At 64.4% G+C, this 17,757-nt stretch carries 18 protein-coding genes; 8 read left to right on the forward strand and 10 right to left on the reverse strand.

Annotation, left to right across the window (positions count from 1 at the left end; translation table 11 throughout):
* The first annotated feature begins 315 nt into the window (after positions 1–315).
* Genes KIO76_RS20205 through KIO76_RS20220 form a run of 4 tightly spaced genes read left to right on the forward strand, consistent with a single transcriptional unit; the run spans position 316 to position 3,759 of the window.
* Complete coding sequence (locus KIO76_RS20205) at positions 316–1,371, forward strand: ABC transporter substrate-binding protein (protein WP_213325401.1); 1,056 nt, start codon at positions 316–318, stop codon at positions 1,369–1,371.
* 14 nt (positions 1,372–1,385) lie between these two features.
* Positions 1,386–2,207, forward strand: a complete 822-nt coding sequence (locus KIO76_RS20210; protein WP_249729982.1) for an ABC transporter ATP-binding protein — start codon at positions 1,386–1,388, stop codon at positions 2,205–2,207.
* Positions 2,208–2,224: 17 nt separating this feature from the next.
* Positions 2,225–2,989, forward strand: coding sequence for an ABC transporter permease (locus tag KIO76_RS20215; protein ID WP_249729983.1), 765 nt, complete (start codon positions 2,225–2,227; stop codon positions 2,987–2,989).
* Positions 2,986–3,759: an ABC transporter permease gene (locus KIO76_RS20220; protein ID WP_213325404.1), complete on the forward strand. Its 774-nt coding sequence runs from the start codon at positions 2,986–2,988 to the stop codon at positions 3,757–3,759. The genes KIO76_RS20215 and KIO76_RS20220 overlap by 4 nt, the downstream gene beginning before the upstream one ends.
* A 3-nt stretch (positions 3,760–3,762) precedes the next feature.
* On the opposite strand, the gene KIO76_RS20225 is transcribed toward KIO76_RS20220, so the two are convergent.
* The gene (locus tag KIO76_RS20225) at positions 3,763–4,257 is read right to left on the reverse strand and encodes a MarR family winged helix-turn-helix transcriptional regulator (RefSeq protein WP_213325405.1); all 495 of its coding nucleotides are present in this window, start codon (positions 4,255–4,257) and stop codon (positions 3,763–3,765) included.
* Between the two features lie 282 nt (positions 4,258–4,539).
* Between KIO76_RS20225 and KIO76_RS20230 the strand changes: the two genes are divergently transcribed.
* The 4 genes from KIO76_RS20230 (at position 4,540) to KIO76_RS20245 (ending at position 7,376) form a co-directional block, all read left to right on the forward strand.
* Entirely contained in the window at positions 4,540–5,586 is a 1,047-nt protein-coding gene (locus tag KIO76_RS20230) for a 2,5-dihydroxypyridine 5,6-dioxygenase NicX family protein (protein WP_213325406.1), read from the forward strand.
* A 4-nt stretch (positions 5,587–5,590) separates the two neighbouring features.
* Positions 5,591–5,812 carry a hypothetical protein gene (locus KIO76_RS20235; protein ID WP_213325407.1) on the forward strand — a complete coding sequence of 74 codons (222 nt, stop codon included), beginning with the start codon at positions 5,591–5,593 and terminating at the stop codon, positions 5,810–5,812.
* A 187-nt stretch (positions 5,813–5,999) separates the two neighbouring features.
* Complete coding sequence (gene cysE / locus KIO76_RS20240) at positions 6,000–6,815, forward strand: serine O-acetyltransferase (protein WP_213325408.1); 816 nt, start codon at positions 6,000–6,002, stop codon at positions 6,813–6,815.
* 114 nt (positions 6,816–6,929) lie between these two features.
* Positions 6,930–7,376, forward strand: a complete 447-nt coding sequence (locus tag KIO76_RS20245; RefSeq protein WP_213325409.1) for an RrF2 family transcriptional regulator — start codon at positions 6,930–6,932, stop codon at positions 7,374–7,376.
* Positions 7,377–7,412: 36 nt separating this feature from the next.
* Here KIO76_RS20245 and KIO76_RS20250 read toward each other — a convergent pair whose 3' ends face one another.
* The 9 genes from KIO76_RS20250 to KIO76_RS20290 form a co-directional block, all read right to left on the reverse strand.
* Positions 7,413–8,402, reverse strand: coding sequence for a 3-hydroxybutyryl-CoA dehydrogenase (locus KIO76_RS20250; protein ID WP_213325410.1), 990 nt, complete (start codon positions 8,400–8,402; stop codon positions 7,413–7,415).
* Positions 8,399–9,490 carry an NAD/NADP-dependent octopine/nopaline dehydrogenase family protein gene (locus KIO76_RS20255; protein ID WP_213325411.1) on the reverse strand — a complete coding sequence of 364 codons (1,092 nt, stop codon included), beginning with the start codon at positions 9,488–9,490 and terminating at the stop codon, positions 8,399–8,401. Before KIO76_RS20255 ends, KIO76_RS20250 begins: the two co-directional genes overlap by 4 nt.
* Positions 9,491–9,503: 13 nt before the next feature.
* Entirely contained in the window at positions 9,504–11,009 is a 1,506-nt protein-coding gene (locus tag KIO76_RS20260) for a class I adenylate-forming enzyme family protein (RefSeq protein ID WP_213325412.1), read from the reverse strand.
* Positions 11,010–11,017: 8 nt separating this feature from the next.
* Positions 11,018–12,295 carry an acyl-CoA dehydrogenase family protein gene (locus tag KIO76_RS20265; RefSeq protein WP_213325413.1) on the reverse strand — a complete coding sequence of 426 codons (1,278 nt, stop codon included), beginning with the start codon at positions 12,293–12,295 and terminating at the stop codon, positions 11,018–11,020.
* A gap of 13 nt (positions 12,296–12,308) precedes the next feature.
* Entirely contained in the window at positions 12,309–13,106 is a 798-nt protein-coding gene (locus KIO76_RS20270) for an alpha/beta fold hydrolase (RefSeq protein WP_213325414.1), read from the reverse strand.
* 191 nt (positions 13,107–13,297) lie between these two features.
* Positions 13,298–15,004 carry a dihydroxyacetone kinase subunit DhaL gene (gene dhaL, locus KIO76_RS20275; RefSeq protein ID WP_213325415.1) on the reverse strand — a complete coding sequence of 569 codons (1,707 nt, stop codon included), beginning with the start codon at positions 15,002–15,004 and terminating at the stop codon, positions 13,298–13,300.
* A 95-nt stretch (positions 15,005–15,099) separates the two neighbouring features.
* On the reverse strand, positions 15,100–15,951 hold the full coding sequence (locus KIO76_RS20280; protein WP_213325416.1) for a sugar phosphate isomerase/epimerase family protein: 852 nt from the start codon (positions 15,949–15,951) through the stop codon (positions 15,100–15,102).
* Between the two features lie 71 nt (positions 15,952–16,022).
* On the reverse strand, positions 16,023–16,853 hold the full coding sequence (locus KIO76_RS20285; protein WP_213325417.1) for a carbohydrate ABC transporter permease: 831 nt from the start codon (positions 16,851–16,853) through the stop codon (positions 16,023–16,025).
* A 5-nt stretch (positions 16,854–16,858) separates the two neighbouring features.
* Entirely contained in the window at positions 16,859–17,716 is an 858-nt protein-coding gene (locus KIO76_RS20290) for a carbohydrate ABC transporter permease (protein WP_213325418.1), read from the reverse strand.
* Positions 17,717–17,757 lie beyond the last annotated feature (41 nt).

The following is a 17,757-nucleotide window of genomic DNA, read 5'->3' on the forward strand; positions in this document are numbered from 1 at the left end:
TTCGCGACATCGATAGCTTTTCGTGCCGTCGGACCTCACCGGCCACTCCCAACGTACCTTGCCCCCAAGCACGTGATAACCCTTTGCTTTCGAATGACTTCGCGCACCTCCTCACAGCGCGGCCGTGGGTTCTCGCCACCGCGACGGGACGATGTAACGCTCTGCCGCGTGAAAGAGCAGGGTCGACGACATTTTAAGCTCAAAAAGAATGAAATTTCATGCATAATCACTGTCGCTGGTTCCGCCCCATAGGCAAGCTGGCGGAAAGAGGCGATGATCGCCCGGCAGAGGGGACATAAGGGAGCGTGGATCGACATGATCGGGATTCAGCAGAAGCAGCGCGGCTGGGCGCTCGGCAAAGGTATCACACTCGCGTGCGCCATCGCCGCGTCGGCAGCGGGGCTCGCGACGGCCAGCGCGCAAACCATTCCGACGATTCGCGTAGGCTGGACCGTTCCGGCCGAGGACGCGAAATACTGGATGATGAAGCGTCCGCAGGAATTCCCCAATCTCGGCAAGAAGTATAACGTCGAGTGGGTGCAGTTCCAGGGCACTGCGCAGATGGTCCAGGCAATGGCAGCCGGTGCGCTCGACTGTTCGACCCAGGGCGTCCTGTCGCTCGCGCAGGGCGCCGCTTCCGCTGGCCTGCAGACCTACATCGTCGCCCAGCATGTCGGCGAGAAAGCGCCGGGGAGCTTTTCCGTGTATTGGGCTGTAAAAGAAGACAGCCCCATCAAATCCGTGAAGGACTTCAAGGGTAAGACCATCGGCCTCAATGTGCTCGGAACGGGGATCTGGGGGCCGCTCGCCATCGCGCTGAAGAAGAACGGGATCGATCCGGACAAGGACGTCAAGCTCGTGGAAGCGGCGTTCCCCACCCAGGAAGACGCCATCAGAACCGGCCGTCTCGATATCGGCGTGCTCAACCAGCCGTTCGCCGCGCGTGCGGAGGCGAAGGGTGGGCTGCGCAAGGTCTTCTCGATTTCCGAGGAAATTCCCGACATTGTCCATATCCTCGAGGCCTGCAGCAAGACCTTCGTAGATAAGAACCCCGAACTTGCGGCGCTCTATGTCGAGGATCTGACCGCGGGCATGGGCAAGGCGCTCGCCAACCGTGATGAGACCTTGAAAATCGTCACGGAGATCTTCAAAGCGCCTGTACAGGTCTTTGATCCATTCTACTTCAAGGCGCGCGCATCCAATGATGCGCCATTGGGTTCGGCGGATTTCGCGCGTGATCCCGGTGCGGCTGCCAACTACGATGGCATCCAGGCCATGTTCAAGCTTTACTATGATGTCGGCATGCTGCCGAAACAGCTTGACGTAAAGGACTTCAAGCACGCCAAGATTTTCGCGCCACTCAAGCCATGAGCCATGCAGAACTGATGCAACAACGGATCGCGACCGGGGAGCGGAACGCGTTGCCTCAACCCTCGATGATCTCCATCGAGAGCGTGTCGAAATTCTTCGACACGCGGCGCGACAGGCGCCATCTTGCCTTGAGCGAGATAACCCTCTCCGTCGCACGTGGCGAATTCGTTTCGATACTAGGGCCTTCCGGCTGCGGGAAGTCGACGTTGTTGTACATCGTTGGCGGCTTCGTGCAGCCGTCTGCGGGGCAGGTGCTGGTCAACGACCGCCCTGTCGAAGGGCCGGGGCCGGACCGGGGACCCGTCTTCCAGGAATTCGCGCTCTTCCCGTGGAAGACTGTGCTCGGCAATGTGACCTACGGGCTTGACCAGCGCGGAGTGCCGAAAGCGGAGGCCGTGGCGCGCGCGCGGGAATTGCTCGCCATGGTCAGCCTCTCCGGGTATGAGAACTTCTACCCGAAGGAACTGTCGGGCGGCATGAAGCAGCGCGTCGCGATCGCCCGCACGCTCGCCTACAAGCCCAATATTCTTCTCATGGACGAGCCTTTCGGCGCACTCGATGCGCAAACGCGCACGCGGTTGCAGAACGATCTACTGAAGATCTGGGACGAGGATCGCAAGACCGTGCTGTTCGTCACCCACAGCGTCGAGGAGGCGGTGTTCCTGTCCGACCGCGTGGTGATGATGTCGCGCTCGCCGGGCCGCATCCAGGATATCATCGACATCGACCTGCCGCGCCCGCGCGATCGCGCTTCGCTCCTCCTCGACCGGCGCTACCAGGACTATGTCGTCAGCATCGAGCGGATGATGGACGCCCAGACCGGGGACCACGCGTGATGGGGCGGGTGACTTCCATGCCCGCACTGGCCCCGCTCATTGCTTGCGCGGGCATCCTTGCCATCTGGGAGCTCCTGTCGCTCTACTTCGGCCTCGACGGCCTGCCACCCCCCTCGGTGGCGCTGTGGCAGGTGCCTGTCATCCTCACCGACCCGCAATCGCTCTTCGATATCGCTGATTCCCTGCGGCGCATGGCCATCGGCATCGCGCTGGCGCTCGTCTTCGCCATCCCTGTCGGCCTCTGGATGGGCCGCAGCCGTCTGGCGGCCGCCTTTTTCAATCCGCTCCTCTCGGTCATTTACCCCGTGCCTAAGGCGGCCTTGATGCCCATCGTCATGCTGTGGCTGGGCGTTGGTGATGCCTCGAAGATCCTCGTCATTTTCCTCGGCGTCACCCTGCCGCTGATCTACCACAGCTATCAGGGCAGCCGGGCCGTGGAGGAGAAGCTTCTCTGGTCGGCCGCGGCCATGGGCATGCAACCGACCGCGCGGCTTGCCCGCATCGTCCTGCCCGCCGCCTTGCCGGAAATCCTCGTGGGCTGCCGCACAGCGCTCGTGCTGGGGCTGATCACCATGGTGACGAGTGAGATGATCGCGCGCCAGACCGGCATTGGCAATCTTGTCTTTCAATCACTCGAGATGGGCATCTACGACACGGTCTATGCGATGATCGTCATCATCGGCGCACTCGGCTTCATCCTTGATGCGCTGTTCGAGAGGCTGCGCGGCTGGCTTGTCGGCTGGGCGGAACCCGCGCAATCCATTGTCGTGGGCTCCACATGAACGCGCGTTCTTCGCAGGCTGTCGTCGGAGTGCTCGGCGCGCTCCCCATCGTCGGGCTTCTCGTCCTCTGGCAGGCCATCCACGCCTCCGGCATCGCTCCGCCAGCGCTGCTGCCCTCGCCGGTGGCGGTCTTCACGCGGTTTTTCCAACAGCTAGGTGACGCGAGTTTCCTGCAGAATGTCGGCGTGACGCTTTACCGGCTCTTCGTGGGATTCGCCGTGGCGGCGATCATCGGCATCGCCGCCGGGGTCCTGGCGACCGGCAGTAAGCTGTTCGCAAGCTTCCTGCTGCCGCTCGTGCGAGTGCTCGCGCCCGTGCCGAAAATCGCGCTGTACCCCGCCTTCACGCTGACGCTCGGTTATGACGATGCCTCGAAGATCGCCCTGGTGATCGCCGACGCGCTCTTTCCCATCCTGCTCGCCACGTATCAGGGCACGTCAGCCGTGGAGCCTAAGCTTGCATGGTCGGCCCGTGCAGCCGGGGTGTCGCAACTGCGCACCTTGTTCACCGTGGTCTTGCCCGCAGCCCTTCCCTCGGTGCTGACAGGCTGTCGCATCGGCCTTGTCATCTCGTGCATCGTGGTTTTCCTCGCGGAGATGATCACCTCGACGGACGGCCTCGGCCATCTCCTGATGCGCGCGGCGCGCAATTTCCAGACGGTCGACATGTTCGTGCCGCTGATCGCGATCTCGATCCTCGGCCTCCTCCTCAATGCGGCTTTCAACGCCCTGCGGCGCCATCTCCTGCGCGGATTTCCCGAGGAGAAATAGTCGCTATCGCCGTGTACGCTCGGCGCACTCGCGGATCAGGAGATCGAGCGCCTTGAGGATCATGGCGCGCTCCTCCGGCGTCAGCGGTGCCAGCATGGCGGTCTCATGCTCCTTGGCCGCCTTCAGCATCGGCACCGCTCGCGCCCGTCCATCCGCGGTGAGATGGATGAGGACGCGGCGTCTGTCGCGCGTGTCGGCACGCCGCTCGACAAGTCCCTGGCGCTCCATGCGATCGAGAATCTTGGTCATGCGCGACTGGCCCATGATGGCCATGGCCGCAAGATCGCTGACCCCGAGGCCCTCGGCACCCGTGAGGCAGGCCAGAACCCGATATTCGGGCACCGATAGTTTCCAGGTCTTGAGCTTCTGGTGAAAGCCGCTCGCAACAAGATGGCTCGCGCGGGCAAGGAGATAGGACAGATAGGTCGCAGCGAAGCTGTCGGACGGGTTCTCCGCGGAAGGCGATGCGATCGTGATCTCGTCCGTTGCGTCCTGCATGCGTCCTATCCAGCGGCCCTTCTGTACGGCCTATTCCTTTTCATATAGTCTTTATCCAAGCATGGCCTGCGCATAGGGGCTTGTCCATCGTCTCGCGCTGCTCGTCTTGGCCGGACCATCGCCGCTGACGCGATCGAGGCCCAGGTGAGGTGGCATTTGGACCATGATCCAAAGCACGAGCTTGGTCATGGCGATAATTTGCGACGGAACTGGCGGATCACTCAAAGAAAATGATCGATGCATTCGCCGAAACGAAGTGCATCTTACACCAAGGGATTGCCGATGCTTGCGGATCGTATCGAGGGAAAGTGGATCGACGCCTTCACGGAGGTGATAGGGCGTTGCGGGGTCAAGCCCGGAGAGACGGCCGCCATCCTGTCCGAGACCCAGTCACGCCCGTTGAACGTGCATCTTGCCGAGCTTGCGCTTCTGCGCCTCGGCGCCCGCCCCTTCCACATCGTGCTGCCAACACCGCGCAATCCTCATCCCGTACCAGTACGGTCCACCGGCGCCAGCACGGCGATCGGAGGGCTGGAACCGGTTATCACGGCGCTGTCGCAGGCGGGCTTCATCGTCGACTGCACGATCGAGGGGCCGATGCATGCGCCGGAAACGCCGGCGATCCTGAAATCAGGAGCGCGCATCCTGTCCATTTCCAATGAGCATCCGGAAGCCCTGGAGCGCATGCGCCCGGATCCCGTCCTCGAGCAGCGGGTCCGCAATGCCGCGCGTATGGCGCGCGCCAGCCACCGCATGACGGTGACGTCGACCGCGGGCACCAACCTCACCATCGACATGACGGGCGCATCGACCGTCGGCATTTGGGGCTGGACGGAGAAGCCCGGCACGTTGGCTCATTGGCCCGGCGGCATCGTCGTGAGCTTCCCGGCCAAGGGCACCGTGAATGGAACGCTGGTGCTCGACCGTGGCGATATCAACCTGACTTTCAAACGCTATCTGGAATCACCGATCCGCCTGACGCTCGCGGATGACTACATCACCGACATTGCCGGCGATGGCACCGACGTTGCCCTGATGCGTCGCTATCTCGAAGCCTGGGGCGATCGCGAGGCCTATGCGGTCTCGCATGTGGGCTGGGGCATGAACCCCGGCGCCCGCTATGAGGCCTTGACCATGTATGATCAGCGGGACACCAACGGGACGGAGCTGCGTGCTGTGCCCGGGAATTTCCTGTTCTCGACCGGCGCCAACGAGTTCGCCGGGCGCTTCACGGCCGGACATTTCGACATCCCCGTGATGAACACCACCATCATCCTCGATGAAACCGTCGTCGTGCAGCACGGCGTCCTGCAGGACGTGTTCGGCTGACGAAGTGCGGCGCGATGGTGGGCATGGCTATCACGACCTCCTTTCAGACCTGCCCGGCGAGCTGGAGCGTCGGATCCTGATCAGCCCCGGCATTGGCTGGCTGATCATCGCAGGCCGGCAGTGGTTCGAGATGCATCTCGTGATGCTCGGCGTCGTCATGCTCCGCCTTGCACGCTTTGCCATGAACACCACCGCCGAGCGCACCGCACGGCATGCGCTGTCCTGACGGGACGGCCGCTGAACGGCGCTGGATGATGAGCGCCATGGACTGTGAAATACGAAGAATGATACTTACATGATTAAAGCCGTCGATTTAGTATACAATCACTGTCACGTGCTCACCGATGGTCGGATGGGAGCACTGCCCGGCGGTTTCCGACGCGGCGTGGAGTGGGATAGAAGAGGAAACCGAGATGCGTTCCGCTCGTCAGAACATCGCTCTGGCCGATCCGATTTGGCTCACGATCCAGGCCGAAGCACGCGAGGGCGTCGCGCATGAGCCAGAACTGGCGAGCTTGCTGTATGCGGGCATTCTCCATCACAGCAGCCTGGAGGGAGCCGTCGCGGCGCGTGTTGCCAACCGCATAGCCCATGATTTCTTGCCGCCCGATCTGATCAATGCCGCTTTCTCGCAGGCCCTCCGCGCTGATCGCAACATGCGGCAGGCCATCAGGGCGGATTTGGCAGCCGTTCTCGATAGGGATCCGGCCACGACGCGCTACCTTGAGCCGTTGCTGCATTTCAAGGGCTTCCATGCCCTGCAGGCCCATCGCCTCTCCCACTGGCTCTGGCGCGAGGGGCGCAAGGATCTCTCTCTCGCGATCCAGAGCGCGGCCGCCGAGGCGCTGCAGGTCGACATTCATCCAGCTGTGAAGATTGGCCTCGGAATCTTCTTCGATCACGCGACCGGTATTGTCATCGGAGAAACCAGCGAGATCGAGGATGATGTGTCGCTGCTGCAGGGCGTCACGCTGGGCGGCACGGGTAGCCGGAACTGCAAGAGGCATCCGAAGTTGCGCTCGGGCGTTCTCGTCGGCGCTGGCGCGATCCTGCTCGGTGACATCGAGATCGGCCATGGCGCGCGGGTGGGAGCGGGGTCGGTCGTGCTGCATTCCGTGCCGCCCTATACGACCGTTGCCGGCGTTCCCGCGGTCAAGGTCGGCATGGTCGATCGCACGATCGAACCGGCCAAAAGCATGGATCAGATGTTCTATGACGTGGGGCTGTGACGGCAGCATCGCTGCCATTCTGAAAAGCAGCGCATCCGCGACACCGTTCCTCTACCGGGCCGGGAACAGCGCGGCATCCGACGTGCGCAGGCCTGAGGGACAGGAGGCAAGCCAGTGCTGACCAAGAAAGGCAAGTATGGCCTGAAGGCGATCGTATTTCTTGCCAGCCTGAAGCCTGGTCAATCTGTCCAGGTCGCCGAGATCGCCGAAGCCAACAACATTCCGAAGAAGTTTCTGGATGCGATCCTCGGCGAACTCCGCAACGCCCGTTTTCTCAACAGTCGAAAAGGCAAAGGCGGCGGCTATATGCTGGCCCGACCGGCCGAGGAGATCATCATAGGCGATGTCGTTCGCGTTTTAGACGGTCCACTCGCGCCGATCCAATGCGCCAGTCGCACCGCCTATCGGCGATGCGATGACTGCGATGAGACCCGCTGTGAAATACGCCTGATGATGCTGGAGGTCCGCGAAGCCATCGCGAACGTGTTGGACAATCGCACCCTCGCTGACATGCGCGAATTGACGGATGATGCGATGGCGTCCTTCATCTATCACATTTGAGGCTCCGCCGGAGCTCCCCGCGCCGGGGGAAGCGCTCTATTCACCGAGAACCGGCGGGCGCTTCAGCCCATACTGGTCGAGCATGGCCGCGAAGGCTTTCAGCCTGTTACGACGATAGGCATCGAGATCAAGATTGTCGTAGTCCAGGAAACCCTTGCCGGTCTTGAGCCCGATGCGGCCTTCGCGCATGTTGCGCTCGACGATGGCCGGTGGCGCATGGCGCGGATCATCGAGCGCTTTCGCCAAGTAATGGCTGGCATAGTAAAGAATATCGCCGCCGCCCCAGTCGATGAATTCAAGCAATCCAAGTACCGCGAAGCGGAAGCCGAAGCCGTATTTGATGGCCTTGTCGAGTTCTTCCGCTGTGGCCACCCCTTCTTCGACCATGCGCGCGGCCTCATTCATGGCGAGCGCCTGAATACGCGGCACGATATAACCCGGGCTTGGCGCGCAGGTCACAGGTACCTTGCCGACTGCCTCCAGCAATGCCCTGAGCCGCGCTGTCACCCCCGGATCCGTCGCCTTGCCGGGCGACAGTTCGACGAGCGGCACGAGATAAGCGGGATTGAGCCAATGGGCATTAAGGAAGCGCTCTGGATGCTCCACCGCGCCGGAGAGATCATCGACCAGGATGGTTGATGTGGTCGAGGCTATGATGGGTTCCGGGCCGGCCAGCCGCGAGGCCCTGGCGAGTGCCTCGCGCTTGAGATCGAGCACCTCCGGCACGCCCTCGAAGATGACCGTGGCGGAAGACAAGGCCGTTTCCGCCTCAGCATCCGGCACGACCGAAACCCTTGCCGCGATCCGCTCGACGGCGGCGCTGTCGAACATCCCGAGTTCCGCCAGCATGCCGAGCGTGCCGCGCACCTCGCCTAGCGCCTCAGTGGCCAGGCGCGCGAAATCGTCCGCCGGGCGGGGCTTGAGATCGACGATGGCGACGGCATGGCCGGCATAGGCGAAGACCGCGGCGATGCCGCGCCCCATGCGGCCCGCCCCGAGGCAGGCGATACGTTCCCGCCCGCTCATTGGAAGCCGTCCCGCAAAAGGGCCTGCAACGACGCGCGGTCATAATCGCCGAAACCCACGCTGCGCAATGTGCGGCCGGTCTCCATGAAATCCTCGCCGCAGACCGCCCCGCCGATCGCCGCGAAAGCCTGCATCAGGGGCGTCGCGACGCCGGCGAGCGCCGCGACCGAGCGAAAGAAGGACAGGCCGATGCGCGTATCCTCGACCATGTAGCGATGTTCCGTGAGGATGATGTTTTCGCGCCAATCGCCGGAATCGGTGAGCCGGTCATGGGAGCCGCGCCCGTACATCCATTCCTCGCCCTCGCGGGCGTAGTGATGGGCGAGCGGGAAATGCGGCCCGCCGTAGCCCAGGGCCTCGCGGATGGCGATGCGCTCCGCATCGAGCGCATCGGTGACGCGGCGGATTGCCGGCTGCGTGCCTTCCTTATGAATATCCCAGCTTGGAAAATGCTCCAGCGGCCCCGCGTTCATGGTGATGAGCGGCGGGTGGATGATCGGTCCTGCATTCATCAGCGCGCCGGAGAGGGCATCGCCGCAGTCCTCGATCACGCCGGGGAACGCCTGCCCAATGACGTGGAGGGCATGAGCTTTCCGCGTCAATGGGAAGACGCCTGTCGGCAGCCGCTTCGCGCGCACCGTGATCGCCACCTCGAAGGGGCCGTGCTTGCGCGTCAGCCACGGCAGCGTGCCGGTCTCGGCGAAGGCCACATCGGCCCGATTGCCGGCATCATGGGCGGCCTTGGCGAAGATCATCGAGCCGAACGTGCCGGGCGGCAGGAACACGACCTGGCCCTCGGCGAGATGCGGCGCAAGCCGGCGGGCGATATCGGGCTGGGCGGTCGCGGGCGCCGGGCAGACGATGAGCTCGGCCCCTTCAACGGCCGCCGCGATATCATCCGTGACGAGGCCGATCGGCGCTTCGTGGCGACCTGCGAAATCCTTGATGGCGATGACGCGGCCGGCCGCGTTATGCGCCTTCACGGCCTCTCCGTCGCGCCGCCAAAGCCGGACATCATGGCCCGCGAGCGCGAAATCCCCGGCTGCCGCGAACGAGCCGTTGCCTCCGCCAAGAACGGCAATCTTCATCAGGGATCTCCCATCACGCTAATTGTTGTTTGAGAACGAAATGCTGAACCTTGCCCATGGCATTGCGCGGTAGGCTCTCGACGAAGACGACCTCGCGCGGCACCTTGAAGCGGGCCAGATTATCGCGGGCATGGGCGATGAGCGCATCGGCTTCGACAGCGCAGTCGCGGCGGATGACTACATAGGCGACAGGCACTTCCTGCCACCTCGGGTCGGGCCGGCCGATCACCGCGACTTCCGCGACTGCCGCATGTTCACCGAGAACGCGCTCCAATTCGGCCGGATAGATGTTCTCGCCACCCGAAATGATGACGTTCTTCTTGCGGTCATGGATGTGGAAATAGCCGTCCGCATCGCGCGTGCCGATGTCGCCGGTGTAATACCAGCCATTCTTCAGGGCCTCAGCCGTGGCGGCCTCGTTCCCCCAGTACTCGAAGAAGACGCTCGGTCCGCGCACGACGACCTCGCCGGCGGTGCCGTAGGGCACCTCCTCTCCTCTCTCGTTGACGATGCGCGCCTCGCAATGGAGGCCCGGCAGGCCGGTTGAGGTGCCCCGCGCCTCGCCGCCGAGACGCGTGTAGACGGCGATCGGGCAGGTCTCGGTGGAACCATAGACCTGCAGCACAGGGATGCCGCGCGCGGCGACCGCGTCGATCAGGGGCTGAGGCACATTGACGGAGCCTGTGGACAGCGCCCGCAGGCTGGAAAGATCCGTCGTCCCCCAATCGGGATGTTCGACGACTGCCTGGATGGTGGTGGGTACGAGCACCGTATGGGTCGGCCGGTCCGTAGCGATCGCCGCGAGCGTCGCGTCCGGGGCGAACCGCCGGTGGACAGTGACGGTCGCGCCCAGCTGCAGCGCCGGTGTCGTCTGGATGTTCAAGCCGCCCACGTGGAAGAACGGCAGGACAGTCAGAATATGGTCGTCGCTCGTCAGACCATGCATGTGCTGGCTCATGGCGGCGTTCCAGACCAGAGCCTCCTGCCGCAGCACCGCGCCCTTGGGCCGCCCTGTCGTACCCGACGTGTAGACGATCAGCAGCGGACAGGAAAAATCGATATGGGGACTGCGCCCGTCGCCCATGCCCACTGCCAGGAGATCATCGAAGGAGATCGCATCCGGTGGGGCGAATTCCAGGCCGACGACGCGCGTCTCCGGCGCGGCCTCGGCCAGCGGCGCGACCACGGCGGCATAGCTCTCCTCGACAAACAGCGCCTTCACCGAGGCATCGGTGAGGATGAAGAGCTGCTCCGGCAGGGCGAGCCGCCAGTTGATCGGCACCAGCATGGCGCCGAGCCGCGCGCAGGCGTAGAGCAGCACGAGATAGTCGGGATGGTTGGCGGCGAGGATCGCCACCCGGTCGCCGCGCCCCACACCGAGATGCGACTTCAGGGCGCGCGCCGTCGCGGCGATGCGCTGCGACAGATCACGATAGGTGAACGTCGCGCCCTCGAAGCGGATCGCCGCCTTATCCGGCGTGAAGGCCGCGTTGCGGTCGATGAGATCGGACAGATCCATACGCGTTCTCAGTCGTCCTTTTCGCCGGGCTCGTAGAGCGCCTCGCGACCGATGCGATCGACGCAGATTTCGGCGGTCCAGGGCAGCATCAGCGCGCCGCAGCGGCTGTCGCGGTAGATCCGCTCCAGGGGCAGACTCTTCAGCATGGCCTGCCCACCGCAGGTGCGGATCGCCTTCACGGCGATCGCATTGGCGTTCTCCATCACGCTGTGCTGAGCCGCGTAGGCACGCAGAACCTGCTCGCGGCTCGGATTGGCGCGCGCCTCGGTAATGGCCTGGAACCAGAGCGTCTTGGTCTGCTCCAGCATGATGCGCATCTCGGCCACGGCGATCTGCTTGGTCGGGAACATGCGCCGCTTCACCGGCGGCATGCCGGGCAGTTCGCCGCGCAGATAGGCCACCGTGAAATCATAGGCCGCCTGCGCCAGCCCCATATAGGTCGGCGACAGCGTCAGGAACATATGTGGCCAGCGGGTCGCCGCCTGGAAATAGACCCCATGCGGCATGAGCATCGCGTCCTCAGGCACGAAGACGTCCTTGAAGAGGAGCGTGCGCGAGACGGTGCCCCGCATGCCGAGCGGGTCCCAATCGCCGACCACGGAGACGCCTTCGGCATTGGCCGGCAGGGCAAGGTAAAGCGTGTTGCGCCGGCTCGCCGCCTCGCCTTCGGCGCGCTCCGTGCACAGCACGCCATAGTAGTCGGCGGCGCCGGAGAGGGACGCGAAGATCTTCTTGCCGTTGACGATGAAGCCACCCTCAACCGGCTTTGCCTCCGTGCCGAAGGCTATGGCGCCGGCCGCCGCCGCGCCGCCTTCGGAGAAGGGCTGGGCGTAGACAGCGCCCTCATTCACGATGCGCTGATAATGCACGCTGCGGCGCGCCCGATGGGCGGCGCGATCCGCGGGCGTCATCTCGAGTTCGTCGGCCAGGGGGCCGGACCACAGCGTCGAGCAGACATGCATGTTCCAGGAGAGCGCCGTCGCCCCGCAGTAGCGGCCGAGTTCGGCGGCGGCGAGGCAATAGGTCTGGAAGTCCGCACCGAGCCCGCCTTCATCCTTCGGGATGCAGAGCCTGAGCAGGCCCTCGCCGTGCATGTCCCGGAAATTCTCGATGGGGAAAGTAGCTTCCCGGTCGTGGATGGCGGCGCGCGGCGCCACCACTTTCCTCCCGAAGGCGCGGACCTTGGCAGTCAGTTCGGCCTGCTCATCGCTGAGCCGAAAGGCCTCGGGCGCGAACAGCGGCGCATCGACAGGCGCGCTGTCGAGATCGGTAGGTTGGGCGCTCATTGGATCGTTCCCCTCATGCGCTCGGGTCGAGTTCTGCCAGAAAATCGAGAATGGCGGCGTTGAAGCTGACGGGCGCCTCGCAGTTCGGCAGATGGCCGACATCGGGCAGCAGCCGATAGCGCGCGCCGGGAATGCGTGACGCCATGCGCTCCATCATCGGCGCGGGTGCGTTGCGGTCATGCGCGCCGGCAAGGCACAGCACCGGCACACGGATGGCGCCGAGGCTGGCGCGCTCGTCGAAATTTACGAGGCACAGCACCGCCGCGCGATAGGTGGCGGCAGGCGTCGCAGCCATGGTCGCAACAGCGAGCGCCCTGCCCTCGCCATCGGGCGAAGGGCCCATCATGCCGTCGACCATCTCCGGCGCGAGGTCTGCCATGGTGCGTCCGCTTTCGAGCGGCGCAAGCCGCGCGGCCACGAACGCTTTCTGAAAGTCGCCCTGCGGATTGCCGAAAGCCGGGCTCGTGCCGACCAAGACGGCGGCATGATAGGCGTCAGGCCGACGCCGCAGCATCGTCTGCACCACCATCCCGCCCATGGAATGGCCGACCAGGACGGGCTTCGGCTGGCCAACGCGCCCGATCGCCGCCTCGACGTCGGCGGCCAGATCCTCGAAATCCATGGCGGTGACGGCCGGCCGCGCGCCGTAGCCCGGCATGTCGAGCGGCACGGGCCGGAAGCCCGCCGCCGCGAAAGCCGCCACCTGCGGTGTCCATACCCGCGCGCTGCCGCCGATGCCGTGGATGAACACGACAGCCCGCTTTCCGTCATTCCCCTCGCCGGGGCGATCGCCCCTTGCGTCCGCGCTCATATGGGCCTCCCGAGCGTTCTTACGCGGGGTCCATGCTAGCAAACCTAGGATATATGAAAAGGAATATTTCTAGGCAGCCATTTGACGCAAAAAGCAGGCGGGCGGGACCGGCCGCGTTGAATACGCGAGCCGGGCCCACAACCGCTTGTGCATTTTTCATCGCGCCGGGATGGCGCTTCGGCCGCGACCGCTCAACGGCGCGCGACGCTTTCGGCCGCCGCCTTCAGCCAGAGTGCGACGGCTTCCGCGCCCGGATCGGGATAGCCCAGCGCACGCTCGCCGATGTAGCTGGACCGCCCGCGGCGCGGCATCATCTCGGCCGTGCGGGCCGCCCCCCGGCTCGCCGCATCGGCGGCGGCGGCCAGTTGCGCGGCCACCCCGCCACCCTGGGCGATCGCCTCGGCGGCAGGCAGAAGCGCGTCAACCATGGTCCGGTCGCCCGCCTTTGCGCCACCGAGCCGCGAGACGGAGGCCACTGCCGCGGAAAATGCCGTCGCCAAGGTCGCAGGGGCGTCCCCGGTGGCCTCCTTCAGGCTGTTGCTGGCGCTCAGCGCCATCGCCGCATAGAGCGGTCCCGACGTACCGCCCACGGCGCGGCGGATGGTCAGCGAGAGCTCGCGCAGCACGGCATAGGTCGCGTAGCCCGGCATCGCGTCGAGCCGCGCCAGGATGGCTTCCGCGCCCTGCGCCAGCGAGCGGCCGATATCGCCGTCGCCGACATGGCGGTCCATTTCAGTGAGCCGGTCCTCGGCCGCGAGCAGGGCCTCGCAGCCGCCGCGGATGGCGGCGATCACCGCGGGCGGGGCAGGCGTCGCGCGGCCGTCATCGGGGTTCACCTCGGCCTGCCCGGCGGGCACCGTCGCCACCCTGGCAAGCGGTGGCCGCGTGGCGCGGACGTTGCCGAGCCATGCGGGCGCTTCCGTCGCCGCGTCCAGCGCCTCGCGCAGGGACGCTTCGAGCTTCAGCAGGCTGAGCGACACGCCGTCCATCTCGATGGCGGTCAGGAAAGTGCCGCAATAGGCACGCTCGACGACGATGCCATGGCCCTGCAGATGATCGAGCGCATTCTTCGCGACGATGTTCATCTCCATCGTCGGCGTGCCGCCGAGATTGTTGACGAGCAGCGCCACCGCATCGCCGGACTTGATGGCCCGATCCGCGATGATGGTGTCGAGCAGGAGAGCGGTCAGCGTCGCGGCGCTGGCAATAGTGCGCCGCGCAACGCCCGGCTCGCCGTGGATGCCGAGCCCGAGCTCGATTTCATCCGCTCCGAGCTCGAAATTGGCCTTGCCCGACGCCGGCACGGTGCAGGGGGACAGCGCGACGCCCATGGAGGCAAGCCCGGCGACCGCCGCCCGCGCACGCGCCGTCACGTCGGCGAGGCCGAGGCCCGCCTCAGCGGCCGCGCCCGCCACCTTGTGCACCAGCACGGTGCCGGCGATGCCGCGCCGGCCGGCTGTCGCCTCGGCGCTGCCAAGCGCCGCGTCATCATCGACCACCACGGTTTCGACCGGAATGCCGTGCGGCCGCGCCATTTCCGCCGCGAGGCCGAAATTGATGCGGTCGCCCGTGTAGTTCTTGACCACCATGAGGACACCGGCCGGCGTGCCCACGGCCATCAGCGCCGCGAAAACCGCGTCCGTGCTCGGCGAGGCGAAGACATCGCCCGACACGGCCGCCGTCAGCATGCCGCGACCGACATAACCGGCATGAGCGGGCTCGTGGCCGGCGCCGCCGCCGGAAATGACGGCGACCTTGCCGCTTGCCCGGAAAGCCTCAATATCGCCGCGGATCACCGTGGCATAGCCGTCGAGCAGCGCCAGATCCGGATGCAGGCGAACAAATCCCTCAAGCGTTTCCGGTACAACCTTCAGAACGTCGTTGATCAGCTTCTTCAAGGCATCCTCGCTCCGTTGATGCCTCGAGTATGATCACATCGCCTGACCGATCAACCGGCAGAGGTCGTGAATGTTGCAGCCGGGTCCCGTTGCTGTCAGGCGAAGCCGGCCTGCTTCAGCACCGCGATGCCCGAGCGAGCAACGGCTGCGCCATCGTCGAACAGGTTGCGCCATGCGCCGACCCCGGCGGCCACCTCCGGGCCGGAAATAGCGCTCGAGAAGGCCTCGACGCCGATCATGTCGGTGTAGTTGGAGGCCTTGAGAAAAGCGAGCATAGGGGCGAAATCGATGACGCCGCGATCAAGCGGCCCCCGGTTACTCTGGTCGATCTCGAAATAGGCAAGATAGGGTCGCGCCGCCTTCAGTGCCTCTAGTGGGTCGTCTTCCTCGATATTCATGTGGAACGTGTCGAGATGAAGATGAAGATTGGGCGCGCCGACACGCCTGACCATGTCGATACCTTGGGCGGCCGTGTTGAGAAGATTGGTCTCGTAGCGATTGACGATCTCCAAGGCGATCCGCATGCCGAAGCCGGCGGCCTCGTCGGCGAGAAGCGCGAGCGCCTCCGCCGCGGCCTTCACATTCTCCTCCGTCGCGGCGCGCTGCGCCTTGCCGAACACGCTGTAGAGAATGCCGCCCATGTGCTTGGCGCCGAGATCGCGCGCCAGCCGCAGGGAGAGGCGATGACGCTCCAGCCCCGCTGCCCAGATAGCGCGGTCGGTGCTCGAAATGTCCGCATCCGGTCGCTGATTGGCCGTCGTCACCGGCCGCAGACCCTCCCGCTCCATGATGCGAACGATGGCGGCGGCCTCGATAGCCTCATGATCGCGCAGTGGAATGACGAGGCACTGGTAGCCGGCGGCCCGTGCCTGACGGGCCGCTTCCTCGCCATACTGCGTCGTCCATGTCGGCAGGAACGTATAGGAGTGGATGGAAAGCGGATTCATTGCGACAACCTTCTGAAGCCTTCCGGTGACACCACCGAAGCCTAAATGCGAGACAAGCTGGAGGAGTGGGCTCAGTCCTTGACGGCGCTGCCAGTGAAGCCCTGCACCAGGTATTTCTGAAGAAAGACGTAAAGCGTGGCAGGTATGACGCTGCCGATAACGGTAGCCGCCATGATTTCAGACCATTGCACGCGGAATTGACCGATGAGCCGGGTAATCCCGAGTGTCATGGTTTGCTTGGCCTGATCTTCAATGAGGCACAGAGCCCACAACAGATCGCCCCAGGCGAGAAGAAAGGCGAAGGTTGCGGTGGCGACGAAGCCCGGAATGATGTTCGGCGCGATGATCCGCAGCAGGATCTGCAGCCGGTTGGCACCATCGATCATCGCCGCGTTGTCGATCTCGGCGGGGACGGTGTCGATGTATCCCTTCAGCATCCAGACGCTGAACGGCAGTGTAATCGTCGTCTGCGCAAGAATGAGACCGAACAGGGTGTCATAGAGCCCGGCGAAGGTCAGCATACGGAAATAGGCGCCGACCAGGAGTACGCCTGGCAGCATCTGGCTGCCGAGGAACAGGGACATCCATGCCATCCGCCCCTTGAACTTGAAACGGGAGAAGCCGTAGGCCGCGAAAAGGCCAACCCCGGACGACAGCAAGGCCGTGCTGAGCGACACGATCAGGCTGTTACGGAAATAGGCGACAAACCCTTCCTGCAGCCAGATGTTGCGGTAGGCGTCCGTCGTCCACGCCTGCGGCACGAGCGTCGCGGGATAAGAGACGACCTCGAGCGAGCTTTTGAAGGAGGACGTCACCATCCAGTAGAAGGGAAACAGATTGAAGATCGCCACGGCGAGAAGCGCGACCCAGACGAAGAGATTGGATTGAGGGGATTCGCGCATTGGTCTCACGCCTCCTTCCGCAGGCTGGAGCGCACATAGGGCACCGCGAAGACCAGCATGACTGCTGCTAGAACGACCGCCATGGACGCCGCATAGCTCGCGTTGAAGAATTCAAAGTAATTGCGGTAAATCAGCAGCGGCATCACTTCAGTTGCATTGCCCGGGCCACCGCTCGTCATGCCGAACACAAGACCGAAGAGGCGTGCCTGCCAGATGAGATCCAGCACCGCGGCCACGAGCAGCATGGGCTTGAGGTTCGGGATCGTGACATGCAGGAAGCACTGCCAGGTCGAGGCGCCATCAAGCTGCGCCGCCTCGTATTGCTGCTGACCGATCGACTGCAGCCCTGCGAGCAGGATCAGCATGATGAAAGGATAGCCGCGCCAGCCCTCCGCGAAGACCACGGCGGCGAAGGCAAGCTGCGGATCGCCGAGCCAATCGATCGGCGCCGCGATGAGCCCGACCGTCGTCAGGAGCGCGTTCACGAATCCGGCCAATGGATCGAACATGAACCGCCAGAGAATGCCGCTGATCACGTCAGGGACCGTCCACGGCAGGATCGCGGTAACGCGGAACAGCCACTTGCCCTTGACATCGGCGTTGAGCAGAAGCGCCACGCACAGGCCGAGCGTGATGTGGATGCTCACGGTGGATGCGACGAACAGCGTGGTATTCCGGAAGGCCTGCCAGAACTGCGGATCCATCGCGAGCTGAACGTAATTCGCGATGCCCGGCACGTCCCCCGACCCCCAGAGCACATCGAAGCTCTGGAGAATTGCCGCAACCGCAGGGAAACCAAGAATGCCTACAAGAAGAATAATGGCAGGCAACGCGAAGAATAAGCCGACACGTTGATCAGTCATTGCCACCCTGTCTTTGTCCAATATGCGGCTTTACGCGACAT

It is taken from the genome of Chelatococcus sp. YT9 (assembly GCF_018398315.1).
Taxonomy (GTDB): domain Bacteria; phylum Pseudomonadota; class Alphaproteobacteria; order Rhizobiales; family Beijerinckiaceae; genus Chelatococcus.

What these genes read in the sequence shown, in the direction of transcription:
- KIO76_RS20290 (WP_213325418.1), bottom strand. Translation starts at nt 17,716, where the DNA reads ATGACTGATCAACGTGTCGGCTTATTCTTCGCGTTGCCTGCCATTATT.
- KIO76_RS20230 (WP_213325406.1), top strand. Translation starts at nt 4,540, where the DNA reads ATGCTTGCGGATCGTATCGAGGGAAAGTGGATCGACGCCTTCACGGAG.
- KIO76_RS20280 (WP_213325416.1), bottom strand. Translation starts at nt 15,951, where the DNA reads ATGAATCCGCTTTCCATCCACTCCTATACGTTCCTGCCGACATGGACG.
- KIO76_RS20215 (WP_249729983.1), top strand. Translation starts at nt 2,225, where the DNA reads ATGCCCGCACTGGCCCCGCTCATTGCTTGCGCGGGCATCCTTGCCATC.
- KIO76_RS20265 (WP_213325413.1), bottom strand. Translation starts at nt 12,295, where the DNA reads ATGAGCGCCCAACCTACCGATCTCGACAGCGCGCCTGTCGATGCGCCG.
- cysE (WP_213325408.1), top strand. Translation starts at nt 6,000, where the DNA reads ATGCGTTCCGCTCGTCAGAACATCGCTCTGGCCGATCCGATTTGGCTC.
- KIO76_RS20225 (WP_213325405.1), bottom strand. Translation starts at nt 4,257, where the DNA reads ATGCAGGACGCAACGGACGAGATCACGATCGCATCGCCTTCCGCGGAG.
- KIO76_RS20220 (WP_213325404.1), top strand. Translation starts at nt 2,986, where the DNA reads ATGAACGCGCGTTCTTCGCAGGCTGTCGTCGGAGTGCTCGGCGCGCTC.
- KIO76_RS20285 (WP_213325417.1), bottom strand. Translation starts at nt 16,853, where the DNA reads ATGCGCGAATCCCCTCAATCCAATCTCTTCGTCTGGGTCGCGCTTCTC.
- KIO76_RS20210 (WP_249729982.1), top strand. Translation starts at nt 1,386, where the DNA reads ATGCAACAACGGATCGCGACCGGGGAGCGGAACGCGTTGCCTCAACCC.
- KIO76_RS20270 (WP_213325414.1), bottom strand. Translation starts at nt 13,106, where the DNA reads ATGAGCGCGGACGCAAGGGGCGATCGCCCCGGCGAGGGGAATGACGGA.
- KIO76_RS20255 (WP_213325411.1), bottom strand. Translation starts at nt 9,490, where the DNA reads ATGAAGATTGCCGTTCTTGGCGGAGGCAACGGCTCGTTCGCGGCAGCC.
- KIO76_RS20205 (WP_213325401.1), top strand. Translation starts at nt 316, where the DNA reads ATGATCGGGATTCAGCAGAAGCAGCGCGGCTGGGCGCTCGGCAAAGGT.
- KIO76_RS20260 (WP_213325412.1), bottom strand. Translation starts at nt 11,009, where the DNA reads ATGGATCTGTCCGATCTCATCGACCGCAACGCGGCCTTCACGCCGGAT.
- KIO76_RS20250 (WP_213325410.1), bottom strand. Translation starts at nt 8,402, where the DNA reads ATGAGCGGGCGGGAACGTATCGCCTGCCTCGGGGCGGGCCGCATGGGG.